Genomic DNA, 14,346 nt, shown 5'->3' on the forward strand with positions numbered 1-14,346 from the left:
CGGTGAGTAAATTAATAGTTGAGAAAACCCATGACAGATTCCATTGAGCGGAATGAAAGCAAAAGTGATGTCGGTGTTGGCGCGGTCTCCAGACTGTTTGCCGTGCTGCGCAGTCTGGGTGACACCGTCGAGGGCGGGGAGCGCGTGACGCAACTGGCCCAGCGCATCGGTTTGTCACAACCGACCACGCACCGATTGCTGCGCAGCCTGATGGATGAGGGCATGGTCGAGCAGGATGCGCGCAGCAAACGCTATCGCTTGAGTCTTGAGTTTTTTGCCCTGGCGGCCCGCGCCGGGAATACCGGAAACCTGCGTGAACTGGTGCGTCCGGCGTTGCTGCGGCTGTCGGCATCGTTGGGGGATTCGTTGTTTTTGTTGGCGCGCAGTGGTTTTGATGCGATCTGCCTCGATCGCAGTGAAGGGCCGTTTCCGATCCGCACGTTTACCGGTGACATCGGCGGGCGGGTGGCGCTGGGCGTGGGGCAGGGCAGCCTGGCGATTCTGGCGTTCCTGCCGGAAGAAGAGCGCGACACGGTGATTCACTACAACTTGCCGCGGCTCAAGGATTTCCACCTGTACGACGAGGTGTTCCTGCGCTCGGAAGTCGAGAACGTGCGCAAGCTTGGTTATGCCGGGCGCAACACCGGCGTGTTGCAGGGCATGGCCGGGGTGGCGGTGCCGATTCTGGATCGTGAAGGGCGGGCCGTGGCGGCGTTGAGTGTGGCCACCGTGAGTGATCGGCTGGGACCGGATCGCTTGCCGACGGTGGTCGAAATGCTCAAGCGCGAAGCGGCACTGATCGGGCCGCGGATCAATCCGTTCGACCCGTTGCTGCGTAGGCCTTCGCAGGTATTTGGGCAGGGCTGACCCCTATGTCGATCGTTCCCACGCTCCGCGTGGGAATGCAGCCCGGGACGCTCTGCGTCCCCCGCATTGGACGCGGAGCGTCCGGTGAGGCATTCCCACGCGGAGCGTGGGAACGATCAGTATCAGAGGTCAGAACTGGACGGTTTTCTTGAGCAACTGCGCCGCCGGCGTATCACTCGGGCTGACCATCGCATAGTTGTACCCGCCCCCCGACCAGTACTCGGCCTGCAACTCGCCATCGCTGCGACTGCCCCTCGGTAACAGGTAGTTTTTCGGACCCGGTGGGCGGACGTAGAAGCTGATCTTGTGCCCGCCCTGATCCTCGTAAACCACCATCGCCGCCGGCCCTTGCTCGGTGCTGAGCAAGCGTCCGCTGACCGGTTTGAAACCTGCGCCCGAGAGGTCAGGCAAGCGATTGGCCTGAGTGAAATAACGGTCGAGCCAACCCTGCATATCACCGTCGTCGCTGACTTTGTAGTCGGCCGGCAAGATGCCTTGCTGGGCAATCAGGCGATAGGCCTGCAGGGCATCGGTCATCGGCAGTTGAGCACTGATGAGCGTCATCTCCCGGGCTTGCCAACCGCTGAACCCGCCGACGCTGACCGCGATCAGCAACACGGCGGCGCTGGCCAGGTGACGGCGAGATTGTCGTTTCAGGCGTTGGCGAATCAGTGCCGGGTCGAGGTTCGGGTTGGCCGGTTGCTGCAGGGCGCCGCTCAATGCCGCGCGCAATTGCTGGGCGTCCTGCTGCCAGGCACGCACTTGGGCAGCCACTTCCGCGTTGCTGGCCAGAAAAGTCTCCACCAGACGTCGGTCGGCATCGCTGAGTTGCTGGTCGACGTAGGCGTGCAGGTCACGCTCGCTTGGGGGCAGGCTGATCATTTAAGTCTCCGCAGGGAAGGGCGGGTGATTTCGCCGTCGCTCAACTGGCGCAAGGCTTGGCGGGCACGGGACAGGCGGGACATCACGGTGCCGGTGGGGACGTCGAGAATCTCGGCGACCTCTTTATAACTCAAGCCTTCGACCGAGACCCAGAGCAGCAGGGCGCGCTGTTCAGTGGTGAGTTGATCGAAGGCTTTCAGGGTCGATTGGGCGATCACGGTGCGCTCCACCGACGGCTGTGTATCGTCACGCCCGGTAAAGAATTCGAGCATCCGCGCATAACGCCGGGAGCGCCGGTGAGCATCGAGAAACTGTCGATACAGAATCGAAAACAACCAGGCGCGCAAGTCGCCCTCGGGGCGTTTGTCGCCCCAACTCGACAGCGCGCGCTCAAGACAAGACTGCACCAGGTCGTCGGCGCTGCTGGGGTTGCGCGTCAACGACACGGCAAACCGGCGCAATCTGGGAATGATTTCTCGCAGTTGTTCGTCGATATCGTTCATGAAGTTCTGGCTAGTCACTACGCTGTGGACTAGAGAGACGCCCGGCATTGGAGGTTATTCCACGCCTGAAAAAATAAATATGGCGCAATGGAATAAACCACCACGGGGTTCGTCTGCTTGATCCTTCTCACTTGTGGCCGATGGCCCTGGAGTCATTCATGGTAGATCGCTCATCACCGCCCACCCGGCCACCCTTGAGTGCCGCGAGCCTGACATTACGTCTGGCCGGTATCGCTGTGGTGGTTGCCGCTCTGGCCGGGGCTTTTGCCTACGTCAACGGCACCTTTGACCCACAGCGCCTGACGCCGAAAAAGCTGATCAATGTGCTGGAGACCAACAACGGCGTGCACCCGGGTTTCCGGCGTAACCACTCCAAAGGCGTGTGCGTGATCGGGCATTTCGAGAGCAGCGGTGAGGCGCGCAGCTATTCCAGCGCTCAGGTGTTCAATGTAGCGCGGACCCCGGTGGTCGGGCGTTTCGCATTGCCGGCTGGCAATCCTTATGCGCCGGACAACAGCGTGCCGATCCGCAGCCTGGCCTTGCGATTCACCCAGGCCAACGGCCAGCAATGGCGCACCGGGATGAACAGCATGCCGGTGTTCCCGGTGGGCACGCCCGAGGCGTTCTACCAATTGCAACAAGCTCAGTCACCGGACCCAGCCACCGGCAAGCCGAACCCGGCTGCCGTGCCAGCGTTCTTCGGTTCGCATCCGGAAGCTGCACCGTTCCTGGCCTGGATCAAAACTGCCAAGCCGTCGGCCAGTTACGTGACGGAAACCTACAACAGCGTCAATGCGTTTTACCTGGTGAACGCGGCCGGGCAACGGCAAGCGGTGCGCTGGAGCATGGTGCCCGTCGCTCAGGATGCCGCGGGTGCTACGGCGCCTGAAGGGGGTGAATTCCTGGAGAAAGACCTGGTTCAGCGCATTTCCGCAGGGCCGCTGCGTTGGCAGCTGAACATCACACTGGCCAATCCCGGTGATCCGGTCAACGACGCCAGCAAGGCCTGGCCCGAGGGTCGCAAAGTGTTGAACGCCGGCACCCTGGTGCTCGAAAGCACCCAGCCGCAACTCAATGGCGAATGCCGGGACATCAACTACGACCCGCTGGTACTGCCCGCCGGTATAGAAGGTTCCGACGACCCATTGCTCGCCGCTCGTTCAGCGGGGTACGCCACTTCCTACTTGCGTCGTACCAGCGAAGTCAGCCAGTTGCCCGCCGCTAATAAACAGGAGTCTCGTCAATGAGCGCTCAACCGAACCACTTCGCGCCTTTAGCGCGATTGCTGCACTGGCTGATGGCGTTGATGATCATTGCCATGCTGTTTATCGGCGCGGGCATGGCCGCTTCGGTGTCCGAGCGTCATGAGTGGCTGATTCATCTGCACAAACCTTTGGGCGTCGCGATTCTGCTGTTGGTGATCGTGCGCCTGGCCGTGCGCTTTTCCACTCAACAGCCACCGCTGCCAGCGGATCTGCCGGGTTGGCAAGCACTGGCGGCGAAGGCTTCGCATGTCTTGTTGTATGCCTTGATGTTGATCCTGCCGCTGCTGGGCTGGGCGATGATTTCGGCGGCGGGGGATCCGGTGATGCTCAGCAGCTCATTGCAGTTACCGTCGATCGTACCGGCGAATGCGCAGGTGTTTGCGTTCCTGCGCAAGGCTCACGGGTATTTGGCGTATTTGCTGTTCCTGACGGTACTGCTGCATTTGGCGGCGGCGTTGTTTCACGGCTGGGTGCGCCGCGATGACGTGCTGGACAGCATGTTGCGGGGCAAGGATCGCGGCTGATTTAAAGGTTGGCACAACATTGTGGCGAGGGAGCTTGCTCCCGCTGGGCTGCGAAGCAGCCCCCATCAATTGCAACACAGTAGTGTCGGAAACCATGCGAATGCAGGTTTTGCGCCTGCTACGCAGCCGAGCGGGAGCAAGCTCCCTCGCCACAGGATTCAAGTGTCCGGGGGGCGAGTGTCTGCCACCAATAGATCAACGCCACAGCATTGATGCCTGCGCCCAGCAGGCATACGCCGAGCCACCCGGCCCACGCGTACATCGCCGTCGAACCGATCGACCCCAAGGCGCTGCCAATTGAATAGAACAGCATGTAGCCGGCGGTGAGTCGGCTTTGGGCTTCGGGGCGCACGCTGTAGATCATGCTCTGGCTGGTGACGTGCACGGCCTGCAAACCCAGATCCAGGGTAATCACGCCAAGCAGCAATGCCCACAATGAGGACTGGGTGAAGGCGATCGGCAGCCAGGAAACCAGCATCAACAAGAGTGACAAACCGCTGGTCCATTGTCCCAGGCCACGATCAGCCAGATGCCCGGCGCGAGCGGCGGCCAGTGCACCAGCGGCACCTGCCAGTCCGAATAATCCGATTTGTGTGTGGGACAACGACAGCGGCGGGGCGCTCAGCGGTAGCACCATGGGCGTCCACAACACCATGGCGCTGGCGAAGGTCAGTAGAGCGAGCACCGCCCGCTGGCGTAGCACCGGTTCTTCCTTGAACAGCGTGAATACCGAGCCCAGTAAGGCGCCGTAGGATCTGGCGGGTTGCGCATCTTCATGTTTGGGCAACACACGAAACAGCAGCAACGCCATCACCAGCGTCAAACCCGCGGACAACAGATAAATCGAACGCCAACCGGCGAGGTCAGCCATGCCGCCGGCCACTGTCCGGGCGAGCAGAATGCCGACGACGATGCCGCTGGTGACCACTCCGACCACACGCCCTCGCTGTTCCGGGATGGCCAATGTCGCGGCGTAGGCGACCAACACTTGGGTCACGACAGCCAATAACCCGGTCAATGTCATGCCGATCAGCAGCCAGATGTTGTCAGGCGCCAGTGCGATCGTGAGCAAGGCCAGCGCCGACAGCACAGTTTGCGTAACGATCAGGCGCCGGCGATTGAGCAGGTCACCTAGCGGCACCAGCAACACCAGGCCTGCGCCGTAACCGACTTGCGTCAGCGTGATGACGATGCCGATGGTTGCGGGGTCCATGGCGAAGGCCTCGGCCATGGCATCGAGCAGCGGTTGTGCGTAGTAAACATTGCCGACGGCCAGGCCGCAGGCGATGGCAAACAGCAGCACCACGGCGCCGCTCAATGGATGTTCAGGTTTCATGACGGGCTTCCTTTTGTGGTTTCAAAGTGAAACCAGTTGTACGGTAAGGAAGCTGGTTTTATATTGCAACTACATTTGATGGATGTGAGCGCGCTCATGGCTAAACGTACAAGCATGGAAAACGCCGAATGCCCGGTTGCCCGTTCCCTGGATGCCATTGGTGATTGGTGGTCGTTGCTGATCGTGCGCGATGCATTTGACGGCATACGCCGGTTCGGGGAGTTTCAGCGCAGTTTGAGCATGGCCAAGAATATTTTGTCTGCGCGGCTGCGCACCCTCGTGGCCCACGGCATTTTCGACCTGGTGCCGGCATCGGACGGCAGTGCGTATCAGGAATATGTGCTGACCGAAAAGGGCAAAGGCCTGTTCCCGTTGATCATCGGATTGCGCCAATGGGGCGAGGCGTTTTTCTATGAGGCAGGGGAGGCGCGCTCGCGGGTTGTCGACCGAGAGAACGGCCGACCGGTGCAGACGCTGGAATTACGTGCAGAGGATGGCCGCTTGCTGGGACCTGAGGATTGCGTGCGGATCGCTGCCGAGTGAGGCATGGCTGCATGCCGGGCATGCAGCCATCGAGCGTGATCAGCGCAAGGTATCGACCATGTCAGCCACGGTGGTCAGCACATCCTTGCCCAATTGCTTCGAGCGCTTGCCAGACCAGCCGGTCAGCGCATTCGGCGCATCGTTGTTGTCCTTGAAGGGCATTTCGAGGGTCAGCGACAGGCAGTCGAATTTCTCGCCGACGCTGTTGCACGCCAGGGTCATGTTGGCTTTACCCGGTTCGTCGCGGGTGTAGCCATGCTTGGTCTGGAAGTCCTTGGTCAGATGCTTCAGATGACTGCGGAAATGCTCTTCGAGTTTTTCGATCCGTGGCGTGTAACCCGGGTTGCCTTCGCAGCCGGCGGTGAACACGTAGGGGATTTCTTCATCGCCATGGATGTCGAGGAACAGGTCCACACCGTACTTTTCCATCTGCTGCTGAACGAACAGCACTTCCGGGCTGATTTCCTGGCTGGCGCTCTGCCAGGCGCGGTTCAGGTCCTGGCCCATGGCGTTGGTGCGCAGGTGACCGTGGAAAGCGCCGTCCGGGTTCATGTTCGGCACCAGGTACAGATCGGCGCTGGTCAGCAGTTTGTTCAATACCGGATCGTCGTGTTTTTCCAGGCGTTCGATCACACCTTCCATGAACCATTCGGCCATGTGTTCGCCGGGGTGTTGCTGGGCGATCATCCAGACCTTGCGTTGACCTTCGGCACCCGTGCCTTTACGCAGTAGCTGGATGTCTCGACCTTCGACGCTCTTGCCGGTGGCCAGCAGTTCGGTGCCGGCCTTGGTCAGCGCTTGCTCGATCAACCAGTCATGGCGACCGCGGCTGTAGGGTTCGAAGTAAGCAAACCAGGCGTGGGTGGCGGTGGCTTCAAGGCTGAAGCGCAGGCAGTCACCTTCGAAAATGGTCGGCACCCGGAACCAGTTCACGTGGTCGTAGGACGCCACCGCCTGATAACCATCCCAGGCTTTGTTATAGGAGGACTTGCTGGCATTGTTCAGACGAAACCAGTGTTCCTGACCGACATGCAGACCGCTGGCCTTGAAGTGGAACCATTGAAAGTGCTGGCTGCGGGTGTCTGGCTTGATGGCCAGCAGGGCTTGCAACGGATTGCTGATGTCCAGCACTTCAATGTTGCCACTGTCGAAGTTGGCACTGATGTCGAAAGAGGATTTAGCCACGGTCATAGTCGATTCCTGAATATGATTTTTATGGCTGCTACTTTACACGCTGGGAAGGGAAAAACCGGGGGAAATTCTGGGGTGAAGCGGGGGGCGTCCTCCTTGACGCCGACGAAGCTTAGAGACTGTGCGATTGATTCTCAAGCGCTATTTTTGATTAGTTTGGGCCAATGATGCCGGGCTTCTCTTGCCAACGGATATTCTTTTGATATCATCCGCGCCATTCGAATTTGCAACACCTAAAGACTTCATTAGCCTGAAGGTAAAGCCAGAATAACTGGCAAAAAAAAGACCCGGCAAAAAGCCGGGTCAAAAACCGTGATTAGCCTGATGAGGAGATAGTCCAGGAGACCGACCTAAGGTCACTTGGACAATCGACTGATCTCGCGACCAGCTGCATGCAATAATAATCATTCTCGTTTGCAAGTCAAATGTTTTTGTCTGCGCGATTGGAAAATTCTTTCCCGTCCTCCTCGCAAGCACCCGTGTCTCACCCGTTCTGATCACCCTACAGGGATCGATCCACCATCACCCTGGCCATGTCGATCATGTGCACCGCCGAAAGCGCCAGGTCCCGACTTGCGCCCTGCAAATTGCTGGCTGACTCGTACGCGATGGCGGCGGCACAACGTAGCAAATCCGTGGCATGGACCAGCGCCTCTTCGCAGCTGATGTTGCGGTTTACGTCAAAGAAACGTTCTTCGACCACTTCCTCTGAAACAGCTGGTTTCAAGTAATAGTCCAGCGCTCGTTGCGCGGCGGCAGAGCCTTTGGGCGAGGTGAGGGAAGTGTCGATTTGCATGTCATGCAGGTCGTTGCAGGGGATGGACATGGCGATGGCAAGCTCCGTGATAGATTCAGATCCGTGAACCAATCCTAGTACGTACTGTATTTATGACGAGAGATTAAATACTACAATTTGTGTTTTGACGGCCGGAGGCGCCCACGTATCGTGCCGCACATGGATAAATGGATTGAATTGGTCAAGGCCAAGATGAGTGAACTCAAAGTCACTCAAGACGAACTCGCAGATCGCCTCGGGATGTCCCAGGGCGGCGTCGGCCACTGGCTGAACAAACGCCGCGACCCTGGCGTCGTCAACATGAACCGTGTGTTGAAGGCGCTGGGCATGGACTTTCTTGAAGTGGTGCTGGTGATCCGCGAACCACTCATCCTGGAAGAGGAGGAGATGCCTCTGGCGCTGAAGTACAACCCGTACTTCCGCTACCCGGTCAGTGACTGGAAGGAGCCGGCGCAGCTGCGTGATGGTGAGGTGACGGTGTATCGCAAGGAGGAACGCTTCGAGCTGACCGACTACCACGCCCAGGGCCCGGCCTTCTGGCTGAGTGTGGTGGGCGATGCGATGACTGCGCCCACGGGTATCAGCGTTGCCGAGGGCATGATGATCCTGGTGGACCCGGCCATTGTGCCGGAACCCGGAAAGTTGGTGATTGCCCACTGGCCGGACAGTACCGAGGCGGTTTTCCGCAAACTGATAGAAGAGGGCGGGCAGCGTTACCTGGTCCCGCTCAATCCGACGTATCCGAAAGCCCTTTACACCGAAGAGTGCCGAATTATCGGCGTGGTGGTTCAGGCGACAGCCAGGTTCTAATCAGATCGGTCCTCGCAAGACGTAGGACCGATCTTCATTTCATGCTTCTTCAAACTCGACCAACGCACTGCCTTCACTGACCATCTCGCCTTCCTGGCAATACAGCGCCTTGATCACCCCAGCGTGTGGCGCACGAATGCTGTGCTCCATCTTCATCGCCTCCAGCACCACCAACTGCGCCCCGGCTTCGACCGTTTGCCCGGCTTCCACCAGTACCCGAACGATGCTGCCATTCATGGGGGCGGTCAGCCCGCCGTGATGGCTGTGGCTGGCTTCGACGGCACTGATCGGGTCGTAGGACTCGATGCGGCGCAATTCACCTTCCCATTGCAGATACACAACGTCGCCCCGGCGGATTGCCCGATGCTGGCGGCGCAGGCCGTTATGCTCGGTCAGCAGTTGCTCGCCCTTGAGCTGAGCGGTGTGGGTATCAGCATCGCCCAATGTCAGCGCGCGATCCTGGCCTTCACAACTCAAATGCAGGGTGATTTCTGTCGGCAGTCCGGCACGGAAACCATTGCTGTTGGCCCAAGGTGAAACCGGGTCATCGGCACGGGTCGTATTCGGCTGACTTTGGGCAAACGCCTGGGCGGCGGCTTGCCAGAATTCGTCACTGAGGTCCGAAGCGACTGGCAGCAGTTCTTCCTGATAACGCGGAATGAACCCGGTATCCAGTTCGGCCGCAGCAAACGCCGGATGGCCGACGATCCGGCGCAGGAAGTTGATGTTGGTCTTGAGCCCGCCAATGGCAAACTCATCGAGCATGCTCAGCAGCCGCAGTCGCGCCTGTTCACGATCCTCGCCCCAGGCAATCAGTTTGCCGAGCATCGGGTCGTAGAACGGTGAAATTTCATCGCCTTCTTCGACGCCACTGTCCACCCGCCGTCCCGGACCTTGCGCGGATTCACGATACAGCTCCAGTCGACCGGTCGCCGGCAGGAAATCATTGCCCGGGTCTTCGGCATACAATCGCACTTCGATGGCATGGCCGATCAGCGGAACCTCGGCCTGAGTCATCGGCAGCGCTTCGCCACGGGCGACACGAATCTGCCAGGCCACCAGGTCGAGGCCGGTGATGGCTTCGGTGACCGGGTGTTCGACCTGCAGGCGCGTGTTCATCTCCATAAAGAAGAACTCACCGCGAGAATCCAGCAGAAACTCCACGGTGCCGGCGCCGACGTAACCGATGGCCTGTGCCGAACGCACGGCGGCCTCACCCATGGCGCGACGCAGTTCCGGGCTCAAGCCTGGAGCGGGTGCTTCTTCAACAACTTTTTGGTGCCGACGCTGAATCGAGCAATCACGTTCGTTGAGGTACAGGCAGTTGCCATGTTGGTCGGCGAAAACCTGGATTTCCACATGGCGCGGTTTGAGCAGGTACTTCTCCACCAGCATCCGCGAATCGCCAAACGAGGATTTCGCTTCACGCTGGGCCGACGCCAAGGCTTCGGCCAACTGGCTGATATCCTCGACCACTTTCATGCCTTTGCCGCCACCGCCCGCGGTGGCCTTGAGCAGCACCGGATAACCGATGCGTTCGCAGGCGTCGCGGAAGGTGTCGAGGTCCTGAGCTTCTCCGTGATAGCCAGGCACCAGCGGCACGCCGGCCGTCTCCATCAACGCTTTGGCGGCGGATTTGCTGCCCATCGCATCGATGGCCGAGGCGGGCGGGCCGAGGAAAATCAGGCCAGCTTCTTCGATGGCGCGGGCGAACCCGGCGTTCTCGGAAAGGAAGCCATAACCCGGATGGATCGCCTGAGCGCCGCTGGCCTTGGCGGCGGCGATCAGTTTGTCGATTTGCAGGTAACTGTCAGCGGCTTTGCTGCCACCGAGGTCGACGCGGATATCCGCTTCGCGGCTGTGGCGGGCTTCACGGTCAGTGGCGCTATGAACGGCCACGGTGGTCAGGCCCAAAGCTTTGGCGGTGCGCATCACCCGGCAAGCGATTTCGCCGCGGTTGGCCACCAGCAGGGTGGTGAGAACAGGTGCGCTCATCAACGCGGCTCCTTGGTGGTGGTTTCGGCTTGCCAGCTCGGCGGACGTTTTTGCAGAAAGGCCCGCAGGCCTTCCTGACCTTCGGGGCTGACGCGGATGCGGGCGATGGCGTTTTCGGTGTAGCGGCGTAGTGCCGGGGTCAGCGCGCCGTGGCCGACTTCGCGCAGCAAGTCCTTGCTGGCGCGCATGGCGGCCGGGCTGTTGAGCAGCAGATTGTCGATCCACTGTTCGACTTTTTGCTCCAGCTCAGCGATCGGATAACTCTCCGACAACAAGCCGATTTCCCGCGCTCGTTGTCCGCCGAAACGCTCGGCAGTCAGCGCGTAGCGACGTGCCGCGCGTTCGCCGATGGCTTGCACCACAAACGGGCTGATCACCGCCGGGGCCAGGCCGATGCGCACTTCCGACAGGCAGAACTGCGCGTCATCGGCGCCAATCGCCATGTCGCAGCAACTGATCAGGCCCAGCGCACCACCGAATGCAGCGCCTTGCACCACCGCCAGCGTCGGGACTTTCAGCTTGGCGAGGTTGTACATCAACTCCGCCAGTTCCCGGGCGTCGTCGAGGTTGGTGTGGTAGTCGAGTTCGGCCGATTGCTGCATCCAGGCCAGATCCGCGCCGGCGCTGAAATGCTTGCCGCGTCCGCGCACCAGCAGAAACCGCAGGCTGGTGTCGCTCGACACTTTGTCCAGCGCGAGGATCAGTTCACGGATCATTTCGGCGTTGAACGCGTTGTTCTTTTCTTCACGGCTGAGCCACAGGGTGGCAAAACCACGCGGGTCGGTCAGCAGTTCGAGGGTGTTGAAGTCGCTCATGATTTTCTCCCGATCACATCCGGAACACGCCGAAGCGGCTCTGTTCGACAGGCGCATTCAGCGACGCCGACAAGGCCAGGGCCAATACATCGCGGGTTTGCGCCGGGTCAATGACACCGTCGTCCCACAACCGGGCGCTGGAGTAGTAGGGATGCCCCTGTTCTTCATACTGGTCGAGGATCGGTTGCTTGATCTCGGCTTCTTGCTCGGCACTGAAACCGTGGCCACTGCGTTCGGCCTGCTCGCGTTTCACCTGCACCAAAACACCCGCGGCCTGCTCGGCGCCCATCACGCCGATGCGTGCGTTCGGCCACATCCACAGGAAACGTGGATCGTAAGCCCGCCCACACATGCCGTAGTTACCGGCACCGAAACTGCCGCCGATGATCACAGTGAATTTCGGCACCTTGGCGCACGCCACGGCGGTCACCAGTTTGGCGCCGTGCTTGGCGATGCCGCCGGCCTCGTATTTCTGGCCGACCATGAAACCGGTGATGTTTTGCAGGAACAACAATGGAATGCCGCGCTGACAGGCCAGTTCGATGAAGTGCGCACCTTTCTGCGCGGCTTCGGCGAACAGAATGCCGTTGTTGGCGAGGATCGCGATCGGGTAACCGTGCAAGTGGGCAAAGCCGCACACCAGGGTCGTCCCGAACAGCGCTTTGAATTCGTCGAACACCGAACCGTCCACCAACCGCGCGATCACTTCGCGCACGTCGAACGGCTGCTTGGCATCCGCCGACACCACGCCATACAACTCGTCGCTGTTGTAGAGCGGGGCGATTGGCGTGCGCTGTTGCAGTTCACCGAGTTTGCGCCAGTTGAGGTTGGCGATGCTGCGTCGCGCAATGGCCAAGGCGTGTTCGTCGCTCTCGGCGTAGTGGTCGGCCACCCCGGAAATCTTGCAGTGCACATCGGCCCCGCCAAGGTCTTCGGCGCTGACCACTTCACCGGTCGCGGCTTTCACCAGTGGTGGGCCGGCGAGGAAAATCGTCGCTTGTTCACGCACCATGATTGCTTCGTCGGCCATGGCCGGCACGTACGCACCACCGGCGGTGCAGGAACCCATGACCACCGCAATTTGCGGGATGCCCATGGCGCTCATGTTGGCCTGGTTGAAGAAGATCCGTCCGAAGTGCTCACGGTCCGGGAACACTTCATCCTGACGTGGCAGGTTGGCGCCGCCCGAGTCCACCAGGTAGATGCACGGCAATCGGTTCTGCTGAGCGATGGTCTGCGCGCGCAGGTGTTTTTTCACGGTCAGCGGGTAATACGAACCACCTTTCACGGTGGCATCGTTGGCGACGATCATGCATTCGACGCCTTCCACACGGCCGATCCCGGCAATCACGCCAGCGGCCGGAACGTCTTCGCCATAAACCTCGTAGGCCGCCAATTGGCTGATCTCGAGAAACGGCGAACCCGGATCGAGCAGACGATTAATCCGTTCACGAGGCAGCAGTTTGCCCCGCGAGGTGTGGCGCTCTTGCGCCTTCGGGCCGCCACCTTGCTGCACTTTAGCGAGCAGGGTGTGCAGCGCGTCGACCTGTTTGAGCATCGCCGCGCTGTTGGCCGCGAACTCCGCCGAACGGGGGTTGAGCTGGGTATGCAGGATAGCCATGGACAGCTCCGTTTAGCGGGTTTCGTTGAACAGTTCGCGACCGATCAGCATGCGACGGATCTCACTGGTGCCGGCGCCGATTTCGTACAGCTTGGCGTCACGCAGCAGACGACCGGCCGGGAATTCGTTGATGTAGCCATTGCCACCGAGAATCTGGATCGCGTCGAGAGCCATTCGGGTCGCGCATTCGGCGCTGTAAAGGATCACACCGGCGGCATCCTTGCGGGCGGTTTCGCCGCGCTCGCACGCTTGCGCTACCGCATAAAGGTAGGCACGGCTGGCGTTGAGTTGGGTGTACATGTCGGCGACTTTGCCCTGGATCAGCTGGAATTCGCCGATGCTTTGGCCGAACTGCTTGCGGTCGTGGATGTACGGCACGATCAAGTCCATGCAGGCCTGCATAATCCCGGTAGGGCCGCCGGACAGGACAACGCGCTCGTAATCGAGGCCGCTCATCAGCACTTTCACGCCGCCGTTGAGCACGCCGAGGATGTTTTCTTCCGGCACTTCGACGTCGTCGAAAAACAGCTCGCAAGTGTTGGAACCGCGCATGCCGAGCTTGTCGAACTTGTTGCTGCGGGTGAAACCTTTGGAATCACGTTCTACGATGAACGCGGTGATGCCGTGGGGGCCTTTTTCCAGGTCGGTCTTGGCGTAGATCACATAGGTGTTGGCGTCCGGACCGTTGGTGATCCAGGTCTTGCTGCCGTTCAGGACGTAGTGATCGCCGCGTTTATCGGCGCGCAGTTTCATCGACACCACGTCAGAACCGGCATTCGGTTCGCTCATGGCCAGGGCGCCGATGTGTTCGCCGCTGATCAGCTTCGGCAGGTATTTGGTTTTCTGTTCGTGATTGCCGTTGCGGTTGATCTGGTTGACGCAGAGGTTGGAGTGCGCGCCGTAGGACAGGGCGACCGACGCCGAGCCACGGCTGATTTCTTCCATGATCACCACGTGCGCCAGGTAACCCAGGCCAGCGCCGCCGTACTCTTCCGGGACGGTCACGCCCAGCAGGCCCATGTCGCCGAATTTACGCCACAGGTCGGCGGGGAACAGGTTGTCGATGTCGATCTGAGCAGCGCGTGGGGCGATCTCTTTGGCGACGAAGGACTGAACCTGATCGCGCAGCATGTCGATGGTTTCACCGAGGGCAAAGTTCAGGGATGGGTAGCTCATGGGTCACCTTTTGGCTTTTTTG

14 protein-coding genes are annotated in these 14,346 nt (G+C 60.3%); 5 read left to right on the forward strand and 9 right to left on the reverse strand.

What is annotated here, in order from left to right:
• Nucleotides 1-30: 30 nt before the first annotated feature.
• A complete protein-coding gene (locus ACA079_RS09765; RefSeq protein ID WP_008148459.1) occupies nucleotides 31-867 on the forward strand; it encodes an IclR family transcriptional regulator in 837 nt (278 codons plus the stop codon).
• A 129-nt stretch (nucleotides 868-996) separates the two neighbouring features.
• Here the strand turns inward: ACA079_RS09765 and ACA079_RS09770 are convergent, their stop codons facing one another.
• Both ACA079_RS09770 and ACA079_RS09775 read right to left on the reverse strand, forming a co-directional pair.
• Nucleotides 997-1,749 carry an anti-sigma factor family protein gene (locus tag ACA079_RS09770; RefSeq protein ID WP_497703315.1) on the reverse strand — a complete coding sequence of 251 codons (753 nt, stop codon included), beginning with the start codon at nucleotides 1,747-1,749 and terminating at the stop codon, nucleotides 997-999.
• Entirely contained in the window at nucleotides 1,746-2,252 is a 507-nt protein-coding gene (locus ACA079_RS09775; protein WP_309674797.1) for an RNA polymerase sigma factor, read from the reverse strand. Before ACA079_RS09775 ends, ACA079_RS09770 begins: the two co-directional genes overlap by 4 nt.
• Before the next feature lie 158 nt (nucleotides 2,253-2,410).
• On the opposite strand from ACA079_RS09775, the gene ACA079_RS09780 reads away from it, so the two are divergent.
• Together ACA079_RS09780 and ACA079_RS09785 are read left to right on the forward strand one after the other, a co-directional pair.
• Complete coding sequence (locus tag ACA079_RS09780; RefSeq protein WP_497703316.1) at nucleotides 2,411-3,499, forward strand: catalase family peroxidase; 1,089 nt, start codon at nucleotides 2,411-2,413, stop codon at nucleotides 3,497-3,499.
• Complete coding sequence (locus ACA079_RS09785) at nucleotides 3,496-4,041, forward strand: cytochrome b (protein ID WP_056740290.1); 546 nt, start codon at nucleotides 3,496-3,498, stop codon at nucleotides 4,039-4,041. The genes ACA079_RS09780 and ACA079_RS09785 overlap by 4 nt, the downstream gene beginning before the upstream one ends.
• Before the next feature lie 118 nt (nucleotides 4,042-4,159).
• On the opposite strand, the gene ACA079_RS09790 is transcribed toward ACA079_RS09785, so the two are convergent.
• On the reverse strand, nucleotides 4,160-5,377 hold the full coding sequence (locus ACA079_RS09790) for an MFS transporter (protein ID WP_497703317.1): 1,218 nt from the start codon (nucleotides 5,375-5,377) through the stop codon (nucleotides 4,160-4,162).
• A gap of 96 nt (nucleotides 5,378-5,473) precedes the next feature.
• On the opposite strand from ACA079_RS09790, the gene ACA079_RS09795 reads away from it, so the two are divergent.
• A complete protein-coding gene (locus ACA079_RS09795; RefSeq protein WP_497703318.1) occupies nucleotides 5,474-5,920 on the forward strand; it encodes a winged helix-turn-helix transcriptional regulator in 447 nt (148 codons plus the stop codon).
• Nucleotides 5,921-5,959: 39 nt separating this feature from the next.
• Here ACA079_RS09795 and ACA079_RS09800 read toward each other — a convergent pair whose 3' ends face one another.
• Both ACA079_RS09800 and ACA079_RS09805 read right to left on the reverse strand, forming a co-directional pair.
• A complete protein-coding gene (locus ACA079_RS09800; RefSeq protein ID WP_497703319.1) occupies nucleotides 5,960-7,111 on the reverse strand; it encodes a M14 family metallopeptidase in 1,152 nt (383 codons plus the stop codon).
• A 502-nt stretch (nucleotides 7,112-7,613) separates the two neighbouring features.
• Nucleotides 7,614-7,937, reverse strand: a complete 324-nt coding sequence (locus tag ACA079_RS09805; protein ID WP_497703320.1) for a DUF6124 family protein — start codon at nucleotides 7,935-7,937, stop codon at nucleotides 7,614-7,616.
• 129 nt (nucleotides 7,938-8,066) lie between these two features.
• Between ACA079_RS09805 and ACA079_RS09810 the strand changes: the two genes are divergently transcribed.
• Nucleotides 8,067-8,717, forward strand: coding sequence for a LexA family protein (locus ACA079_RS09810; RefSeq protein WP_497703321.1), 651 nt, complete (start codon nucleotides 8,067-8,069; stop codon nucleotides 8,715-8,717).
• Nucleotides 8,718-8,756: 39 nt separating this feature from the next.
• On the opposite strand, the gene ACA079_RS09815 is transcribed toward ACA079_RS09810, so the two are convergent.
• From ACA079_RS09815 to ACA079_RS09830, 4 genes are read right to left on the reverse strand one after another with little or no spacing between them, the layout of a single operon-like run.
• On the reverse strand, nucleotides 8,757-10,712 hold the full coding sequence (locus tag ACA079_RS09815; RefSeq protein WP_497703322.1) for an acetyl/propionyl/methylcrotonyl-CoA carboxylase subunit alpha: 1,956 nt from the start codon (nucleotides 10,710-10,712) through the stop codon (nucleotides 8,757-8,759).
• Complete coding sequence (locus tag ACA079_RS09820) at nucleotides 10,712-11,527, reverse strand: gamma-carboxygeranoyl-CoA hydratase (protein ID WP_134099249.1); 816 nt, start codon at nucleotides 11,525-11,527, stop codon at nucleotides 10,712-10,714. Before ACA079_RS09820 ends, ACA079_RS09815 begins: the two co-directional genes overlap by 1 nt.
• A 13-nt stretch (nucleotides 11,528-11,540) precedes the next feature.
• Entirely contained in the window at nucleotides 11,541-13,148 is a 1,608-nt protein-coding gene (locus ACA079_RS09825) for a carboxyl transferase domain-containing protein (protein WP_497703323.1), read from the reverse strand.
• A gap of 12 nt (nucleotides 13,149-13,160) precedes the next feature.
• Entirely contained in the window at nucleotides 13,161-14,324 is a 1,164-nt protein-coding gene (locus ACA079_RS09830) for an isovaleryl-CoA dehydrogenase (RefSeq protein WP_497703324.1), read from the reverse strand.
• Between the last annotated feature and the right edge of the window lie 22 nt (nucleotides 14,325-14,346).

The sequence above is a fragment of the Pseudomonas sp. LBUM1645 genome (assembly GCF_059716185.1).

What these genes read in the sequence shown, in the direction of transcription:
- ACA079_RS09810 (WP_497703321.1), top strand. Translation starts at nt 8,067, where the DNA reads ATGGATAAATGGATTGAATTGGTCAAGGCCAAGATGAGTGAACTCAAA.
- ACA079_RS09785 (WP_056740290.1), top strand. Translation starts at nt 3,496, where the DNA reads ATGAGCGCTCAACCGAACCACTTCGCGCCTTTAGCGCGATTGCTGCAC.
- ACA079_RS09790 (WP_497703317.1), bottom strand. Translation starts at nt 5,377, where the DNA reads ATGAAACCTGAACATCCATTGAGCGGCGCCGTGGTGCTGCTGTTTGCC.
- ACA079_RS09780 (WP_497703316.1), top strand. Translation starts at nt 2,411, where the DNA reads ATGGTAGATCGCTCATCACCGCCCACCCGGCCACCCTTGAGTGCCGCG.
- ACA079_RS09820 (WP_134099249.1), bottom strand. Translation starts at nt 11,527, where the DNA reads ATGAGCGACTTCAACACCCTCGAACTGCTGACCGACCCGCGTGGTTTT.
- ACA079_RS09825 (WP_497703323.1), bottom strand. Translation starts at nt 13,148, where the DNA reads ATGGCTATCCTGCATACCCAGCTCAACCCCCGTTCGGCGGAGTTCGCG.
- ACA079_RS09815 (WP_497703322.1), bottom strand. Translation starts at nt 10,712, where the DNA reads ATGAGCGCACCTGTTCTCACCACCCTGCTGGTGGCCAACCGCGGCGAA.
- ACA079_RS09765 (WP_008148459.1), top strand. Translation starts at nt 31, where the DNA reads ATGACAGATTCCATTGAGCGGAATGAAAGCAAAAGTGATGTCGGTGTT.
- ACA079_RS09805 (WP_497703320.1), bottom strand. Translation starts at nt 7,937, where the DNA reads ATGTCCATCCCCTGCAACGACCTGCATGACATGCAAATCGACACTTCC.
- ACA079_RS09800 (WP_497703319.1), bottom strand. Translation starts at nt 7,111, where the DNA reads ATGACCGTGGCTAAATCCTCTTTCGACATCAGTGCCAACTTCGACAGT.
- ACA079_RS09775 (WP_309674797.1), bottom strand. Translation starts at nt 2,252, where the DNA reads ATGAACGATATCGACGAACAACTGCGAGAAATCATTCCCAGATTGCGC.
- ACA079_RS09795 (WP_497703318.1), top strand. Translation starts at nt 5,474, where the DNA reads ATGGCTAAACGTACAAGCATGGAAAACGCCGAATGCCCGGTTGCCCGT.
- ACA079_RS09770 (WP_497703315.1), bottom strand. Translation starts at nt 1,749, where the DNA reads ATGATCAGCCTGCCCCCAAGCGAGCGTGACCTGCACGCCTACGTCGAC.
- ACA079_RS09830 (WP_497703324.1), bottom strand. Translation starts at nt 14,324, where the DNA reads ATGAGCTACCCATCCCTGAACTTTGCCCTCGGTGAAACCATCGACATG.